This window comes from Cohnella hashimotonis (genome assembly GCF_030014955.1).
Lineage (GTDB): Bacteria > Bacillota > Bacilli > Paenibacillales > Paenibacillaceae > Cohnella > Cohnella hashimotonis.
In genome coordinates this window covers 3,405,618-3,421,206 of the sequence record NZ_JAGRPV010000001.1, presented here as the reverse complement: position 1 = coordinate 3,421,206, position 15,589 = coordinate 3,405,618, and the positions used below count along the sequence as shown (strand labels likewise).

Annotated in this window: 18 protein-coding genes; 16 read left to right on the top strand and 2 right to left on the bottom strand. The window is 57.2% G+C overall.

From position 1 onward, the window contains the following. Nucleotides 1-49: 49 nt before the first annotated feature. The 5 genes from KB449_RS13730 to KB449_RS13710 are packed head-to-tail and all read left to right on the top strand — an operon-like array spanning nucleotide 50 to nucleotide 3,456. Nucleotides 50-454, top strand: coding sequence for a GntR family transcriptional regulator (locus KB449_RS13730; protein WP_282912808.1), 405 nt, complete (start codon nucleotides 50-52; stop codon nucleotides 452-454). Further along, nucleotides 451-1,140, top strand: a complete 690-nt coding sequence (locus KB449_RS13725; RefSeq protein WP_282908924.1) for an ATP-binding cassette domain-containing protein — start codon at nucleotides 451-453, stop codon at nucleotides 1,138-1,140. The genes KB449_RS13730 and KB449_RS13725 overlap by 4 nt, the downstream gene beginning before the upstream one ends. Further along, nucleotides 1,137-1,949: a hypothetical protein gene (locus KB449_RS13720; protein ID WP_282908923.1), complete on the top strand. Its 813-nt coding sequence runs from the start codon at nucleotides 1,137-1,139 to the stop codon at nucleotides 1,947-1,949. The genes KB449_RS13725 and KB449_RS13720 overlap by 4 nt, the downstream gene beginning before the upstream one ends. After that, the gene (locus KB449_RS13715) at nucleotides 1,907-3,223 is read left to right on the top strand and encodes a hypothetical protein (RefSeq protein WP_282908922.1); all 1,317 of its coding nucleotides are present in this window, start codon (nucleotides 1,907-1,909) and stop codon (nucleotides 3,221-3,223) included. Before KB449_RS13720 ends, KB449_RS13715 begins: the two co-directional genes overlap by 43 nt. Next, nucleotides 3,220-3,456, top strand: a complete 237-nt coding sequence (locus KB449_RS13710) for a hypothetical protein (protein ID WP_282908921.1) — start codon at nucleotides 3,220-3,222, stop codon at nucleotides 3,454-3,456. The genes KB449_RS13715 and KB449_RS13710 overlap by 4 nt, the downstream gene beginning before the upstream one ends. 588 nt (nucleotides 3,457-4,044) lie before the next feature. Here the strand turns inward: KB449_RS13710 and KB449_RS13705 are convergent. After that, the gene (locus KB449_RS13705; protein ID WP_282908920.1) at nucleotides 4,045-4,875 is read right to left on the bottom strand and encodes a YheC/YheD family protein; all 831 of its coding nucleotides are present in this window, start codon (nucleotides 4,873-4,875) and stop codon (nucleotides 4,045-4,047) included. A gap of 144 nt (nucleotides 4,876-5,019) precedes the next feature. Between KB449_RS13705 and ku the strand changes: the two genes are divergently transcribed. The 6 genes from ku (at nucleotide 5,020) to KB449_RS13675 (ending at nucleotide 10,685) form a co-directional block, all read left to right on the top strand. Beyond that, a complete protein-coding gene (ku, locus tag KB449_RS13700; RefSeq protein ID WP_282908919.1) occupies nucleotides 5,020-5,961 on the top strand; it encodes a non-homologous end joining protein Ku in 942 nt (313 codons plus the stop codon). 3 nt (nucleotides 5,962-5,964) lie between these two features. Further along, nucleotides 5,965-6,870 (top strand): ATP-dependent DNA ligase, encoded by a 906-nt coding sequence (locus KB449_RS13695; RefSeq protein ID WP_282908918.1) that lies wholly within the window; start codon nucleotides 5,965-5,967, stop codon nucleotides 6,868-6,870. Next, nucleotides 6,867-7,751, top strand: a complete 885-nt coding sequence (locus KB449_RS13690; protein WP_282908917.1) for a DNA polymerase domain-containing protein — start codon at nucleotides 6,867-6,869, stop codon at nucleotides 7,749-7,751. The genes KB449_RS13695 and KB449_RS13690 overlap by 4 nt, the downstream gene beginning before the upstream one ends. Nucleotides 7,752-7,835: 84 nt before the next feature. Beyond that, nucleotides 7,836-9,290, top strand: a complete 1,455-nt coding sequence (locus KB449_RS13685; protein WP_282908916.1) for an ATP-binding protein — start codon at nucleotides 7,836-7,838, stop codon at nucleotides 9,288-9,290. Nucleotides 9,291-9,425: 135 nt separating this feature from the next. Then, nucleotides 9,426-10,373 (top strand): aldo/keto reductase family protein, encoded by a 948-nt coding sequence (locus tag KB449_RS13680; RefSeq protein ID WP_282908915.1) that lies wholly within the window; start codon nucleotides 9,426-9,428, stop codon nucleotides 10,371-10,373. A gap of 117 nt (nucleotides 10,374-10,490) precedes the next feature. Then, nucleotides 10,491-10,685: a DUF2188 domain-containing protein gene (locus tag KB449_RS13675; RefSeq protein ID WP_282908914.1), complete on the top strand. Its 195-nt coding sequence runs from the start codon at nucleotides 10,491-10,493 to the stop codon at nucleotides 10,683-10,685. Between the two features lie 83 nt (nucleotides 10,686-10,768). Here the strand turns inward: KB449_RS13675 and KB449_RS13670 are convergent, their stop codons facing one another. Continuing rightward, nucleotides 10,769-11,188 carry a hypothetical protein gene (locus tag KB449_RS13670; protein WP_282908913.1) on the bottom strand — a complete coding sequence of 140 codons (420 nt, stop codon included), beginning with the start codon at nucleotides 11,186-11,188 and terminating at the stop codon, nucleotides 10,769-10,771. Nucleotides 11,189-11,398: 210 nt separating this feature from the next. Between KB449_RS13670 and msrA the strand changes: the two genes are divergently transcribed. From msrA to KB449_RS13645, 5 genes are all read left to right on the top strand, one after another. After that, nucleotides 11,399-12,391, top strand: coding sequence for a peptide-methionine (S)-S-oxide reductase MsrA (msrA, locus tag KB449_RS13665; RefSeq protein ID WP_282908912.1), 993 nt, complete (start codon nucleotides 11,399-11,401; stop codon nucleotides 12,389-12,391). 71 nt (nucleotides 12,392-12,462) lie between these two features. Beyond that, nucleotides 12,463-13,248: a helix-turn-helix domain-containing protein gene (locus KB449_RS13660; RefSeq protein ID WP_282908911.1), complete on the top strand. Its 786-nt coding sequence runs from the start codon at nucleotides 12,463-12,465 to the stop codon at nucleotides 13,246-13,248. A gap of 187 nt (nucleotides 13,249-13,435) precedes the next feature. Beyond that, nucleotides 13,436-14,161 carry a glycosyltransferase family 2 protein gene (locus KB449_RS13655; RefSeq protein ID WP_282908910.1) on the top strand — a complete coding sequence of 242 codons (726 nt, stop codon included), beginning with the start codon at nucleotides 13,436-13,438 and terminating at the stop codon, nucleotides 14,159-14,161. Next, nucleotides 14,158-15,402 carry a glycosyltransferase family 4 protein gene (locus tag KB449_RS13650; protein WP_282908909.1) on the top strand — a complete coding sequence of 415 codons (1,245 nt, stop codon included), beginning with the start codon at nucleotides 14,158-14,160 and terminating at the stop codon, nucleotides 15,400-15,402. Before KB449_RS13655 ends, KB449_RS13650 begins: the two co-directional genes overlap by 4 nt. Beyond that, on the top strand, nucleotides 15,399-15,584 hold the full coding sequence (locus KB449_RS13645; protein ID WP_282908908.1) for a hypothetical protein: 186 nt from the start codon (nucleotides 15,399-15,401) through the stop codon (nucleotides 15,582-15,584). The genes KB449_RS13650 and KB449_RS13645 overlap by 4 nt, the downstream gene beginning before the upstream one ends. Nucleotides 15,585-15,589: the final 5 nt, after the last annotated feature.

Sequence of the window (15,589 nt, the reverse complement as noted above, 5' to 3'; positions counted from 1 at the left end):
ACACTATACGACAAGGCGAGGCAAAGCGATGGATAATCACGGCGGCTGGATGGAGACGGCGTTCAACACGCGAGATCCGGTATACCTGCAAGTCGTCCGGCTGTTCAAGGAACGAATCGTTACGGGCCGACTGGCGGCAGGAGAGGCGATCCCGTCCAGAAGGGAGATCGCTTCTCTGCTCAAGATGAACCCGAATACGGCACAGCGAGCATATAAGGAAATGGAGGAACAAGGCTTGATCGTCACGGAAGGCAACTCGCCAAGCCGAATCACAAAGGATGAGGACGTGCTCCGCAGTATCCGGTCGGAGCTGCTGGGCGAAGCGGTCAGGACGTTTATAGGCTCGATCCGCAACATGCGGGTGCCGCTCCAGGAGATCGTGGAGCTGGTCAGGGAAGAATACGAGTCGGACGCAGACAGCCGCGAACGGACCGGCGGAGGTGGCGACGCATGATTCGCATTGAAAATGCCCACAAGCGCTATCGCTGGCGCAAGGTGCTCGACGGCGTGACTTTCACGGCCGACAAAGGTCAGATCACCTGCCTCGTCGGGATGAACGGCGCGGGCAAGTCCACGCTGCTCAAGGCGATCATGGGGCTGACGCCTTTGTCCAAGGGAAGCATCCGCGTCGACGGCGTCGGCTCCAAGCGGGAGCTCTACGAGAAGGTCTCGTTTATTCCGGATCACGCAGCGATGCCGGGCGGCTACAGGCTCGAAGACGGGCTGGCTTTTATGGCGGATTTTTATAGAAGCTGGAACGATTCGCGCGCGAACGAGCTGATGACCTTCTTTCGACTCGATCGGCGCGAGCGCGTCGGCAATCTGTCCAAGGGGACGGCGGCCAAATACGGGCTGGTGCTCGGACTTGCAGCGGATACGGAGTTTGTGCTGATGGACGAGCCTTTTTCGGGGATCGACGTGTTCAGCCGGGAGATGATCGGCGAGGTATTCTCGAGCCGCCTGATCGAAGACCGCGGCGTGCTGGTGACGACGCACGAGATCGACGAGGTCGAATATTTGCTGGATCGCGCCATCCTGCTGAAGGACGGCAAGGTCGCCCGCGACATCGATTGCGAGCAGGTGCGAGACGAACAAGGCAAATCCGTGCTTGACGTGATGCGGGAGGTGTACCGGGCGTGACCCACTATTTAAAGCTGTTGGCGTTAGAGGTTCGCAGGTTTCGTTATATTTTGGCAGGCATGATGTTATTTGCGCTTATTGTGGAATGTCTGGCGGTCGCGACGGAGATCCACTTCTTTTCCAACCGCTTCGGCATTAAGGAAGGAACGAGGGAGCCCGGCGTAATCCCCGATACGCTCTCGTTTGTGGAAGTCATCAGAAACACCCAGCAGGGATTCGCGCTTGGCATTCTTGTGCCGCTGGTCGCTTTAATCGCTTATGTGCTGCTAATCTGGTACAGAGACTGGTTCGGACGTCATCCATTTGCCTATAGACTGCTAATGGTGCCCGGCGGGCGGATCCCGCTTTACTTCGCCAAACTGACGGCCATTCTTTTGTTCGTGCTATCGATGCTGGCTTGGCAGCTGTTATCCATGCCGATCCTGAAGCTCGAATATGCCATGCTGACGCCCGAGCTGCTGAAGGAGCCAAGCATTTTTACGGACGCCATGTATGCGAGCGAGCTCTTTAAGCTGCTGCTGCCGCTGCGTTTCGAGCAGTTTCTGATCAATTACGGACTCGGCCTGCTCGCCGTGCTGCTCGTTTTTACCGGTATTTTGCTGGAACGCAGCTTCAGAATTAGCGGAATCGTTTATGCGGTTCTTTATCTGGCGCTCAATGTTACCTTGCTCGTGTTGGCGACAATGTCCAATGAGCTTCCTTTATACCCGTCGGAAACGATAGCCGTCTGTTTGACGATTTACGGATTGGAGGTCGCGGTAGCCCTATGGCTGAGTTTAAATCTGATAACCCGCAAGGTATCTGGGTAAAACGAAAGGGACTTCTTAGATTTGCTTGGATTGGCGTGCTGGCTGCATTTACGATCGCCACATTGTCCGTCTACTACGGCTATGCGTCGGATGAACGGCTTCCGAGTTTTTATCTGGAGACCATAGAAGGAGACGATTCGATCGGCTCGGCGATACAGCTTGACGGCAGTTACATCGGCCGTTTAGGCAACCGACCGATGAAGGTAGACGCCGAAGGAACCGAATACACAGACGCTAACAGCGTAGGCCGATTGTTTATTTTGCCTTTTTCCAAAACTTATACCGCGTCGACGGCAGCACTGATCAAGGCGCATCGCAGTTTTATGCGAGGTAAGGAATACGGTACGATCGACCAGACGGATGATAAGCTTGTCTATGTCGAACTTGTCCGCAAGCATAATGAGGCAAAAGTAAAGCTGTCCGTGTTAAATAAAAAAACGGAAGAGTCGGCGGACTATACCTGGGAAGCGGGTTCGTGGCAGCCGAGGGAGCAAGTTTATCTCGCGGATCTCCAGATCGAAGGCGAACGCGTTCACTTACTGATAGAACGCGCTACCAACACGCGTACCAACGAAAAGATCGATCCGCAGCTTATGGATCATATATTCGATCTGTCGACAGGCAAGCTGAAGGAAACGCGGGAGATCAAACTGCCGGTTCGAGCGGGTTACGACGTATCGGTGACCGGAAATCGTGGATCGGGTGAAGATTCGATGTATGCCATTCTCTTTGCTTCCAGGGAATCCGTGACGGGAAAAGCAGCCGGAGGCGATCTTTCGACGCCTACCGCTTCAGAAAAGCCGCCTATTATCAAATATGAACCGTTTATTTATAAATATGCAGATGGCAGTCTGCAGCCGCTTGATTTGAACATTCCGGACAATATGGCGCACACAACTTATTACGTTGACGGCGATAAGCTTTATGCAGTAACGATAGCGAGCAATACAAACAGTTGGAGCAGTAAAAGTTTCGACATTACGGAGACCAATCTTTCATCCCAATCGCAGACTGCTGCCTACACGCTTCATGCTTCGGACTTGGGCGGGAAAGAGCTGTATACGCCCAGATTCAGCGACGGGAAACTTTACTTTGTCGTGCCGGGAGTTCAGGTGAAAGGTGCCATGGGAAAAGCCTCTACAAAAGTAGCCGTCGTAGAAGCCAGCTCCGGAAAAACGGTCTATCAGGGCCAGGTCGCCTACGACGGTCCTAGCAGTAAGGCCGCGTCCGAGCTGAAAGACACGGTGCTGCTTAATCTGGAGCTCCGGTCGTGAAGCGCCGCATCGACATCCTCCGCAGCCTGGAGACCGAAGCTTACCGGATGGCCTATTATTTGCTGGAGGACGATGGGTCTGCCTGCGAAGCGGCCAAACGGGCGTTGTTCGCGCTTCACGCCGCGCAGGAACTGACGGCCTTGACGCATGAAGCGCGCCGCAGTCTGCTGAAGCGATTCGTCATGCGAGAAGCGATCGCGAGCTTCGGCCAAGCGAATGCGAGGGCCAACTAAATTCACTAATTAAATTGACTAATCTCTAGACCTGCTTCAATTCTCGCTCGCAGGGCCATCGTCAGTCCGCCTTTTACCCGAGCTAAAGAGATAAATAATAGCGCAAAGTGCACTATCCTCATGCACAAGCTTTCCGCTCAACGGCCCTCCGCTGACGTGGGAAGCAATAATAGCGCAAAACTAAGCTATATTCGCTCACACACCCATTACCTGGACGCTCGCGGCTGACGGTATATGCAATAATAGCGTAAAATTAAGCTATAATCGCTCACACGTCCATCGCCCGACCGACCGCCGCTGACGGTATACGCAATAATAGCGCAAAATTAAGCTAATATTGCTCACTCGCCCATCGCCCGACCGACCGCCGCTGACGGTATACGCAATAATAGCTCAAAATTAAGCTATAATCGCTCACACGCCCATCGCCCGTCCGCCCGCAGCTAACATGGAACGCCATAATAGCGCAAAATTGCGCTATGCTCTAAGCGTGCCGTCCACAGCAGCGCAGGTACGGCAAGTCAATAGCGCTGAAAACAAAGAGCAGCCCTTCAGTCATTTTATGACTTACGGGCTGCTCTTTTATTTTTATCGTTTGCGACGCATCCGTCTCGCAAGGGTCTTGCGGGCACTAGCGCGGCCGGCCGTTCGAGCGGCGGGTATGCGACCGAGCGCCCTGGCGTAACGCATGACTTTGCGATGCGTGGATTTATCCCGCAAATGCCTGAATAGATATGGATCCGGCGACGTATTCAGTTCGATGATCCATGGCTTGAGCGCGCGGTCGAGCCCGATATCCGCCCCGACCATGTTGATCTTGGGATAGGCTCTCGCCAGCGCTCTGGCGGAGCGAAGCCCGAGCGACTTCAGCCTGTGTTCGGCTTGCCTGGCACCGGCTGGGCCGAGTTTTGGCCGGAGCAGCCGGCTCAAGGATACGGGGGTGCCGCCGTCATGATAATTCGTGACGGCTTTGCCTCTTTGGGCGACCCGCGCAATGACGCCGGTCGGCTCCCAGGCGCCTGCCGGATTTTTTTGCACCATGACGCGGATGTCGAATCGCCTGCCGTTCGTTTTGAGCAGATGTACGCCGCGCTGCGCGAGATAGGGACGCTTACGCTTGGTCCGCGAGATGTGAGCGTATAGTTTGTCGACGGACGAAAAGCGCATTTTGCGCAAGCCCGCATGACAACTGTAAGGTAACCGGCGCCCGGGCGTCCGTTCGATGCGCATGACGCCGCGGCCGAACGTTCCAGCGACGGGCTTCACGTAAATCATGCCGTAACGGTCCAGCATTCTTGCGAGTGTCGCTCGATCCATTCGCCGCGTCTCGGGGATGTGAGGAGCGACTGCAGGATCTTTTAGCGCCGCAACCGTCTTGACCCATTTGTTTGCGATATGCATGCCCTTGCGGTTGATCACTGCGGTTTCCCCTCCAATCGCCATACCATATGCTTGCCCGCCGCCGCCCGACACGGACAAGAGTTGGAAGATTCACGGTCAGCCGGCTTCGGTTAATGAATGGTAATCAATCGATCGCGGTTACACTGCAGAGGGGGAAGACAAATGCAAACAATATGGAAAGGCGCTGTCAGCTTCGGGCTGGTCAACGTGCCTGTCAAAATGTTCACGGCCACGCAGGACAACGATCTGCCGATGCGCATGCTGCACAAGAAGCTGAACGTGCCGATTCAATATCACAGAACGTGTCCGAAATGCGAAGAAGAGGTGAAGTGGAGCGATATCGTCAAAGGCTACGAATACGAGCCCGGCCACTTCGTTACGTTCGACAAGGGCGAGCTCGAGGAGATCGCGTCCGAGACTTCGCGCGAGATCCGCATTCTCGACTTCGTGGATCTGGAGGAGATCGACCCGATTTATTATCAGAAAACCTATTATCTGGCGCCGGAAAGCAACGGCACGCACGCTTACAATCTGCTAGTGCAAGCCTTGCTCGACACGCGCAAGATCGGCATCGCCAACGTCAGCATCCGCTCCCGCAGCAGTCTGGCGGCGATCCGCATCGTGGACGGCGTTCTGTCGATGTCGACGATGTTCTACGCCGAGGAAATCCGCAGCAAAAAGGAGATCCCGAATTTGCCCGAGGAAACGAAGGCGGACGAACGGGAGCTTCAGATGGCCCGCATGCTGATCGATCAACTAAGCGCGCCCTTTGAGCCCGAGAAGTACGAGGATGTCTACAAGGAAAAACTGATGGACGCGATCGAGGACAAGGTCAAGGGAAAAGAAGTCAAGTTCGCGCCGGAGGAGAAGAAGACCAACGTCATCGATCTGATGGAAGCGTTAAAGGCAAGCTTGAAGCAGGCGGGACCGGACAAGGCCCAGGCAGGCGGCGAAGCCACCGAAGGAGATGCGGATAAAAAAGCGACGAAAAAGCCTGCCCGCAAGCGCAGCGCGCCTAAAGCCGATAAGAATGAGCCCAAGTCGAAAACGGCAAAATCGGAGACGACGGATTCGAAGTCAAGGACGAAAAAGACAGGGAGCTAATCGATGGAACCATTTACCCCGATGTCTCCCGTCGCGGAGGACCGAAGCCCGACGGGAAGCGCATGGGTACACCAGCTTAAATGGGACGGCTATCGCCTCATCGCGGAGGTGCGGGGCGATCGCGTCCGGTTGTATTCCAAGCGCATGCTGCTGCAAAACGATTCCTACCCCGAGCTGACCGCGGCGCTCGCGACCCGGCCGGGGGACTACATACTCGACGGAGAAGCGGTCATTTTGGATCCGCGTACCGGCAGGCCCAGCTTCCAGCTTATGCAGCAAAGAGGCAAGCTGCTGGGGGAGCGGCTTATTGAAGCTTCGGCCAGGCGCCACCCCGTTCAATATATTTTATTCGACCTGCTCGCCGCGGACGGCCAGGACCTTCGCCGCCTTCCTTACTCGGAACGCAGGGAGCGGCTGATTCGTCTGACGCAGGGATGGCAGTCGCCCTTCTACGTAGCCGACGAGTTTGACGACGGCGAAGCGTTATGGCACTGGGTCGAAGCGAACGGATGGGAAGGCGTCGTCAGCAAGAAGAAGGCTTCGTTCTATAAAGAAGGCAAGGAGCATCGGGACTGGCTCAAGCGCAAGACCGTCCACCACATGGACGTCGATATCGTGGGGATCATCTGGAAGGAAGGGCGAGTCTCCAGTCTCGTCATGCGCAAAGACGACCTCTATATGGGACGCGTGTCGTCCGGCCTTAACGACAAGGCGAAGGCGGCGCTTCGACAGCTGTCCGCGAGCCGATCCCGCGCCGATTATTGGGACATCTTGCCCGAGGGCCTTCGCGGCGCCGATGTGAGGTGGCTGGACATTCCGCTTGCGGGAAGGGTCAGCGGGAGGGAGATGACGGACGCCGGACTGCTGCGCCATCCCAAATTGATCGATCTGGAGGGGATCCCGCTATGAGCGCCTCGGACGTTTATTCGATCGAAGTCGAAGGCTGCGAGATCAAGGTGACGAATCCGGACAAGCCGATGTGGCCCGAAGCCGGCATCAACAAGGCTCTGTATTTGCAAAAGCTCGTCGCGCTCGCTCCTTACTTGCTGCCTTACTGCAAGGACCGTTATATGACGGCCATCCGTTACCCGGATGGAGCAGGCGGCAAAGCCTTCTACCAGAAAAATGCGCCCGAGCCACTGCCGCCCTACGTCCGAACCGCCGTGCGCGATCAGGTTCGCTATGTTGTCGCGGATACGCTGCCCACTTTGCTGTGGATGGGCAACCTCGCCGCGCTCGAATTTCATCCTTCGTTCGAGTATATAGGCGGAGAGGAGCCGGCGGAGTGGGTGCTGGACATCGATCCAAGCGAATCGCTGCGCGGCCGGCTGATGGAGGCAGTCTCGCTCATAGGCGAAGCGCTGGAAGGCATGGGTATCGCATCCGTGCCCAAAACGAGCGGCGCGACAGGCGTACAGATCGTGATCCCCGTGCGTAAGGGCTACAGCTTCGCGCAGCTTCGCAAGGCGGGCGGCTTCGTAGGCAAGTATTTGTCCGAAAAGTATCCGAAGTTGTTCACGATCGAACGGCTGATCAAAAACCGCAAAGACCTGATTTACGTGGATTATGTCCAGCATGCCGCCGGCAAGAGCCTCTCGGCCCCTTATACGCCGCGCGGACGTCCGGAAGCGACCGTATCGACGCCTTTGACTTGGGACGAGGTGAGGAAGGGCGCCGATCCGCGCGCGTTCACGCTCCAAACGATCGAAGCGAGGCTCGCCGACAAGGGCGATTTGATCGGACAAGTGCCGAAGCAGTCGCTCGAGGCCATTTTACAGTTCCTCAAATAAGTGCAAAGGCTGCATTCTGTAACAATTTATGGCTATACGGTCCCGATTCTTATGATGTACACTATAAGAGTCGGGAGGTGTGAGATGGAGATCGGCGCGGCTTTTTTTATGAGCATCACCATCCTGATCACGTTTACGTTTTTATTTAACCTCATTTATAAATATTTGTTTCAACATACGTCCGGTCCGATCAAGCAGACTGTCATGGTGATCGGCTTTATCGCGCTCGGATGGCTTGCCATGAAGTTCGGCGTCCGTTATAACGGGTCTGCGATATTCGACCTGCGCAACGTGCCGATCATTTTCGCCACGCTCGTTTTTCGCGATCCGAGGCCGATTCTGGCGATCGGTTTCGGTATCGCGTTGGCGCGATTCGGCATCAACGGGATGTCGGCGTCCGCGTTTACCGCATTCTGCAACATCTCTACGCTCGGAATCGCCGGCGCGGGACTCGTCAGTCTTTATAAGCGCAGACCGGCTTTGGGGTATCCGCGTAAAGCGGCCATATCGCTGCTAGCGATCAACACCTTGCAGGTCGCAGGCATCCTTGTCTACGGAGCGGTCGATCGCGTTAATTACGCATCGCATGTGATGCCCTATTCGCTGCCGGCGACCATTTTGCTTGGGACCTTTTTCCTGTTCATTATCAGGGACTTCTTCCTCGACCAGCAGCGGGCCGTTCAACTCAAGGAAACCAACGAAGCGCTGGAAAAACGCACGCTGCAGCTGCTCGATTCGCAGAAGATGCTGGAGGAAAAGGCTGAGCTGATTCTGCAGGCCTCCAAGTACAAGTCGGAGTTCATGGCGAACATGTCGCATGAACTTAAGACGCCGCTCAACAGCATCATTTTGCTGTCGCAGATGATCGCCGAGAACGAAGAAGGGGGCCGTACCGAAGACAATCGCCGGTACGCACACATCATTCAGGCTTCAGGCGAGCAGCTGCTGCACATGATCAACGATATTTTGGATCTTTCCAAGGTCGAGGCCGGCAAAATGGATATCGTACTGGATATTCTGTCGCTAACCGACACGGTCGAGCTGCTCCATCGCCAGATGAAGCCGCTCGCCGAAGCGAAAAGTCTCGATCTTCGCCTGCATATCGATGAAGACGTGCCGCAGACGCTGCTTTCCGATGGATTGCGGTTGGGTCAAATCTTGCGGAACCTGCTCGTTAATGCCATTAAATTCACGGATGCCGGCTATGCGGCGCTTCTCGTTTCGACCGAAAGGCAGCTCAACGAAGAGGGACGGGGCTATGTCGTATTTACGGTGAAGGATACGGGCGTTGGCATCGACAAGAGTAAGCAGGAACTGATCTTCGAAGCGTTTCGCCAGGAGGACGGCTCCATCAACCGTCGGTTCGGCGGTACGGGACTCGGGCTGTCCATCAGCCTGCAGCTCGCCACGCTGCTTGGCGGGACATTGTCGCTGCGCAGCGCGAAGGGGGAAGGCAGCGAATTCTCGCTTCGGCTGCCGATCGTATCCGCGATCGAGACGCCAGTCTCGCAGAGGCAGACGGCAGCAGCGTTCGATTAAGGGAGATGACTTGTAAGGGATATGACTTGCGCCGATCGGCTGCGAATGCGCAGTTGATCGGCGCATTTGATATGGCCGGAAAAGCATGTTACAATCTTGAACGCGCGTTCACAATCGAGGGAAGAGGTGTTTGACTTGAAGTACAGAAAATTGGGACAAACAGGCCTCAAGGTTAGCGAGATCAGTTTCGGCAGCTGGATGACCTACGGTCATACCGTCGGCCAGGATACCGGCGCGAAGCTGATCGATCGCGCATTCGAGCTCGGCATCAACTTTATCGATACGGCCAACGTATACGAGCGGGGCGAAGCCGAACGTATGCTTGGCGAGGTGCTGCCGCGTTATCCGCGGGAATCGTACGTGCTGGCAACAAAGGCATTTTGGCCGATGGGCGACGGACCGAACGATCGCGGCTTGTCCCGCAAGCATGTGCACGAGCAGCTGAATGCCAGCTTGAAGCGGCTGAAGCAGGAATACGTGGATATTTTCTACTGTCATCGCTACGATCCCGACACGCGGCTCGAGGAGACGCTGCGGACGATCGAGGATTTCGTTCGGCAGGGCAAAGTGCTGTACGTCGGCGTGAGCGAGTGGACGGGGGCGCAGATTCAAGAGGCGCTTCAGGTGGCGGACAAATACCTGCTCGACCGGATCGTCGTCAATCAGCCGCAATACAATATGTTTTACCGCAACATCGAGAGCGACGTGCTGCCGGTCAGCGAGAAGAACGGGCTGTCGCAAGTCGTCTTTTCTCCGCTCGCGCAAGGCGCGTTGACGGGGAAATACCGGCTCGGACAGGAACTGCCGGCGGACAGCCGTGCGGCGGATCCCAAGACGAACATGTGGATCAAAGGCTTTTTGACCGAAGCGCATCTGCAAAAGGTCGAAAAGCTTGACGCGATCGCCAAGGAATTGGAGCTGTCGCTGTCCACGCTTGCGATCGCTTGGATCCTGCGGCACGAGAGCGTGGCCAGCGCGCTCGTCGGCGCCACGAAGACGTCGCAGCTCGAAGAAAACGTAAAAGCCTCCGGCGTCACGCTGTCTCGGGAGACGATCGATCGGATCGAAGAAATCTTGTCGTGACCGGTGCGGGACTACGGTAAGCTATAGCCTTGCGCAGATTTGCGCTGATTCAACCTGCCCGTGTTCGTCCAAGGAAGTAGAGACGAACCTTAGACGATACCGACAGGAGGAATGGCTATGCCCTGGGACAAAGACGATTATCCCGATTCGCTGAAAAACTTCATGGCGCCCGTTCGCAACAAGGCGATCGATATCGCCAACGAGCTCTTGAAGGACGGCTACTCCGAGTCTCGTGCGATCTCGATCGCCACGGCCAAAGCCAAGGAGTGGGGCGAGGATCACGACAAGCAGATCCGTAAAAAAGGACATTAACGAAAGGGAGCGAACGCCGGGGACGGTCGGTTCGCTCCTTTGTTATGTGCCGGCACATACCGCCGATGATGACCGATGCGGACTTAGAGCTTCAGTCCGTTCATCAGCGGCATGATCGTCTTGATCATGTCCATGCCCATTTTCATGAGCGGGAGCGCCTTCTGCATGAAGCCCATCAGGTCGTCCATCCCGCCGAGTCCGCCAAACCCGCCGCCAAGACTGACGCCGCCGGCGCCGGTGCCCGCTGCCGTTCCAAGGGCTGGGGCTGCCGCAGCTTCTGTCGCAGCGCCCAGGGCGCTGATTTTCGCTTTCTGCCAGGACCGCTTCGCGGCCTGCGGGTTCCACTTTTCAGCCCCCCGCACGCCGGAGAGCATAAGCTCGCCGCCCTTGATTTGACCGATAAGCCCTACGTAGTAGGTTCCGTCCTTCATCAATACGCAAACGGGCTGACCTTTGTAGGTTCGTACGTTTTTGCGCGCCCGCGCGTTCGGCCGAACTGCCATAGCCGGTCACCTCCTTTATTCGACGGCTCGAATCGTTTAGGATAGCTTTATACGGCTCCGATCCGACTGTCGTTATATCGCGCCGCCGGCGAATGGAACCGGCGAGGCATCAACCTTTGCTTCCTCCATTTTATGCGCGACGGACCGGATAGCTTGTGCATCTAACTATGTCTGACTGGGTATCCACAGCCAGAATAAGGAGGATTTCCGATGACTGATCAAGACGCGACGGGACGCCCTGCGCTCGCGACTTTTGCGGGCGGCTGCTTTTGGTGCATGGTCAAACCGTTCGACGAGCTGCCCGGCATCCTTAGCGTTACTTCCGGATATACCGGCGGGCATACGGATCATCCGACCTACGAATCTGTCGGCAGCGAGACGACAGGGCATGCGGAAGCGGTGCAGATCGCTTTTTTTCCAAGCCTGTTTCCGTACGAGCGGCTGCTCGACATTTTTTGGCAGCAGATCGATCCGACGGACGGCGGCGGCCAGTTCGGCGACCGGGGAAGCTCGTACCGGACGGCGATTTTTTACCATGACGAGGAGCAGCGGCAGCTTGCCCAAGCGTCGAAGCAAGCGCTCGCGTCCAGCGGCCGATTCAAGTCCCGGATCGTTACGGAGATCGTTCCCGCCGGCGCTTTTTATCCGGCTGAAGACGAGCATCAGCATTATTACAAGACGCATGTGCGCCACTACAAGCTTTACGCTGAAGGCTCAGGACGCGATGACTACCTGCGCCGCGCCTGGCGGACCAAGCAGGACGAAGCTAGTCTGCGACGCAGGCTGACGCCGATTCAGTACGAGGTCACCCAGCACGGCGAGACGGAGCCTGCATTCGATAACGAATACTGGAATTTCTTTGAAGCGGGCATGTATGTCGACATTGTCACGGGCGATCCGCTTTTCGGCTCAGAGGACAAGTTTGACTCGGGGACAGGCTGGCCAAGCTTTACGAAGCCGCTTCACGAGGGCCTGGTACGAAGAGAGGCCGATTATCGGGGAGGCGTCGTACGCACGGCGATCGCGAGCCGGCTCGGCGGTACGAGACTCGGGTACCTGCTGTACGACGGTCCTGGACCGGACAAGCTCCACTACCGCGTCAATTCGGCGGCGCTTCGTTTCATTGCGTCCACCGGACAAGGGGACGGTGAAGCGCTTAAAAGCGATTATTTTATTTCGAGCGAACAAATGTTCGATAAATAGGTTGAAAAAGCGGCCGAGCCCCTTTAGAATGGAAAAGAATACGATTCCATGAGATGGAAAGGGCCGAAGACATGAACGTCCGATATGCAGAGATCGACGAGGCGATCGCCTACATTCACCGGAATCTGGACGAGCCTCTGCCGTTGTCGCGCCTCGCCCGTCACGTCGCTTTCAGCTCTTATCACTTCGCGAGGATTTTTAAGGAACGAATCGGTCTTCCGCCGCTTTATTACGTATCGTCGCTGCGCCTGCAGCGAGCCAAGGATCTGCTGCTCAATTCGAACCTGTCCGTCAGGCAGATCGGTCTCGAGATCGGACAGCAGAGCCTTGGCACCTTTACGACGCGGTTTACCGAGCGGGTAGGAATGACGCCGGGGGAGTTCCGCCAGTCGGAGCCGGAGGCCGCCAGGTACTTGCGGACGCTGCGCGAGCTGTCCGATTGGCAGGAGCATGCGGCGGCCTCCGAGGCGGGAGGCATGCCGGTGACCGGTACCGTCGTCGCCGACGAGCCGTTCGACGGCATCGTGCTGATCGGCTTGTTCGCCAGGCCGATTCCGGAGGGCTTGCCGATCTACGGCACGCTGCTGCCCGGGCTGGGCAGGTTCGCATTTAGAGGCGTAAGACCCGGCATCTATTACCTGATGGCGACGTCGGTCGCTTGGGAGATGCAGGCCAAGGACTTCTTGCTGCCGCAGCGGACGCTGCGTACCAGGTCCCGTGCGCCGTTGTTCGTCGGACCGCACGGCGAGCTTCATCCGCAGCAGGTGAAGCTGTATCCGCCCAGGCCGGACGATCCGCCGATCCTGATTTCGCTGCCGGTGCTCATGAATCAATTTTTAAGCAGAATAGGCAAATAAGCGTCCATGCCAAGGACAGGAGCTTCGCGAACCCGCGAAGCTTTTTTGAGTTTGGCGCTGATTTAGGCGGATGCGGCGGGGCGACTCAACTATGCGCGAGTCCCGGCTGCGCAATAAGATATACGACGGGCGCTTCGGCCGATCAACCGATCGGTCCGGCCACTTGCCCCCCGAGAGGAGAATCGGCTTGCATCCCATCGTGTCCGTCGTCATCCCGTTTTACAACGATCCCTACGTAAACGAAGCGATCGACAGCGTGCTCGCGCAAACGTACCGGCCGATCGAGATCATTGTGGTCGACGACGGTTCTACGCTGCACGCGGACCGTATTCTCCCCGCCTATGCCGGTCGCGCGCGCTATATCGGCAAGGCGAACGGCGGGACGGCCAGCGCGCTGAATGCAGGCATCCGAGCGTCTTCCGGAGATTACGTCGCCTGGCTCAGCTCGGACGACCGGTTTCGTCCCGATAAGATCGAGCGGCAGCTGACCTATATGCGCGAGCGGGACGCGATGATCTGCTGCACGGATTTTGCCGTCATCGACGGGGGCGGCACGGTGGTCGACAGCCGCTATGGCGAGGCATATCCCGACGGTCTCGCGCTCATGCGTCTGCTCGCAACCACGAATGCGATCAACGGCTGTACGATTATGCTTCGCAGAGACATTTTCTCGATCGTAGGGACTTTTAATGAGTCGCTGAGATTTACGCAGGACTACGATTACTGGGCAAGGACCGTGCTCAGCGGCATCCGTATCGATTATTTGGCGGTACCGCTGACGGAATACCGGATGCACGGCGGGATGGGCACGGTTCAGAATCGACCCGGGCTTATGGCCGAGTATGACGGGCTTCGCGCGTTTTACGGTCACCGCATCGCGACCTTGTTCGCGAAGGGAGGGACGTTCGGATGAAAATACTGCTGGCCACCTATTGGCTGTTGCCGCATGTCGGCGGCGTGCACGCGTTCATGGAGCAGATTCGCAAAGCGATGTCGCAGCGCGGACATCAGGTGGACCTATTCGGGCACAGTCCGGATTATACCAAATACCACATGTACAGCGACGGCAGAGTTTTCGAGAAGGCGCACGTCATGCCGATGATCGACTCCAAGCTGCGTGTGGCAGGCGCAGCGAATTATTTGGACGATCCGGTCATCCGTCAGTACGAGATCGACCGCTATTGCCTCGAGCTCGCCGCCGCGTACTTCGGGCTTGACGAATACGACGTCATTCATGCGCAGGATGTATTCTCCGCGCGTTCCCTGGCAAGGGTCAAACCGAAGCATACGCCGCTCGTCGCGCATATTCACGGCTCAGTCGCCCACGAGCTGCGCGCGCATTTCCGCGATCATCCGGAGCTTGGCATCGGCGAGCACTCGCCGGCCTGGCGTTATTGCCATGCGATGGAATACTACGGCGCCTCCTCCGCCGATGTCGCCGTCACCGCCAATCAATGGATGAAAACAATCTTGACCGGCGACTTTGGCGTCGACCCCTCGCGCATCGAGGTGTTCCCGTACGGCCTGGATACGGATACCTTCCGTGCCCGCAGCGTACTCGCGACGCCGGTGCGCAAGCCGGCAGGCAAGAAGGTGATCGCCTGCTCCGCGCGCCTGACGTTCGTCAAAGGCATCGATCTGCTCATTACGGCGCTCGCCCAATTAAAGAACGTTCGGCAGGACTGGGTCTGCTGGCTTATCGGCGACGGGGAGCTAAGAGGCGACCTCGAACGGCAGGCGAGAGAGCTCGGGCTGCAAAACGATATTGTTTTTTGGGGCTTCCGACAGGATGCGCCGGCCATGCTCGCCATGACCGATATATTCGTCCATTCCTGCATTCTGGACAATCAGCCGATCTCCGTGATCGAAGCGCAGCTCGCTGGAACGGCCGTTGTCGTCTCGGACGCGGGCGGATTGCCCGAGATGGTGGACCACGGCACGACCGGGCTCGTCTTCCCAAGTCGCGATACCGGCATGCTGTGCGCCTATCTGTACGATCTGCTGCAGCACGACGCCTATCGCGCGCGGCTTGCGTATGCGTCGAAGCTATGGGCGGAGTCTCACTGGTCGATGGATGCAATGATCGAGCGGCTCGCGGACGTTTATGAAACGGCGGGACTTATTGCGCGCAGCGGAGGGAGGGGAGTGCCATGACACCCGACAATATGCTAGTGCCCGGCGCTTTGTTCGCGGCCATATTCGATCCCGAGGCGGCTGCAGGTCCGGATCTTGCCGTTAATTACGAAGTTTGGAACCGTATATATCATTCCGTGCCGGAGGACTACAAGCTGCCCGACCTGCCGATCGTGACCCTGAGGCTGCCCGTCGTCGGATGAAATCG

Excerpts from the sequence above, each read along its gene's own strand:
- KB449_RS13730 (WP_282912808.1), top strand. The coding sequence starts at position 50 with ATGGAGACGGCGTTCAACACGCGAGATCCGGTATACCTGCAAGTCGTC.
- KB449_RS13725 (WP_282908924.1), top strand. The coding sequence starts at position 451 with ATGATTCGCATTGAAAATGCCCACAAGCGCTATCGCTGGCGCAAGGTG.
- KB449_RS13715 (WP_282908922.1), top strand. The coding sequence starts at position 1,907 with ATGGCTGAGTTTAAATCTGATAACCCGCAAGGTATCTGGGTAAAACGA.
- ku (WP_282908919.1), top strand. The coding sequence starts at position 5,020 with ATGCAAACAATATGGAAAGGCGCTGTCAGCTTCGGGCTGGTCAACGTG.
- KB449_RS13695 (WP_282908918.1), top strand. The coding sequence starts at position 5,965 with ATGGAACCATTTACCCCGATGTCTCCCGTCGCGGAGGACCGAAGCCCG.
- KB449_RS13690 (WP_282908917.1), top strand. The coding sequence starts at position 6,867 with ATGAGCGCCTCGGACGTTTATTCGATCGAAGTCGAAGGCTGCGAGATC.
- KB449_RS13685 (WP_282908916.1), top strand. The coding sequence starts at position 7,836 with ATGGAGATCGGCGCGGCTTTTTTTATGAGCATCACCATCCTGATCACG.
- KB449_RS13675 (WP_282908914.1), top strand. The coding sequence starts at position 10,491 with ATGCCCTGGGACAAAGACGATTATCCCGATTCGCTGAAAAACTTCATG.
- KB449_RS13670 (WP_282908913.1), bottom strand. The coding sequence starts at position 11,188 with ATGGCAGTTCGGCCGAACGCGCGGGCGCGCAAAAACGTACGAACCTAC.
- msrA (WP_282908912.1), top strand. The coding sequence starts at position 11,399 with ATGACTGATCAAGACGCGACGGGACGCCCTGCGCTCGCGACTTTTGCG.
- KB449_RS13660 (WP_282908911.1), top strand. The coding sequence starts at position 12,463 with ATGAACGTCCGATATGCAGAGATCGACGAGGCGATCGCCTACATTCAC.
- KB449_RS13650 (WP_282908909.1), top strand. The coding sequence starts at position 14,158 with ATGAAAATACTGCTGGCCACCTATTGGCTGTTGCCGCATGTCGGCGGC.
- KB449_RS13645 (WP_282908908.1), top strand. The coding sequence starts at position 15,399 with ATGACACCCGACAATATGCTAGTGCCCGGCGCTTTGTTCGCGGCCATA.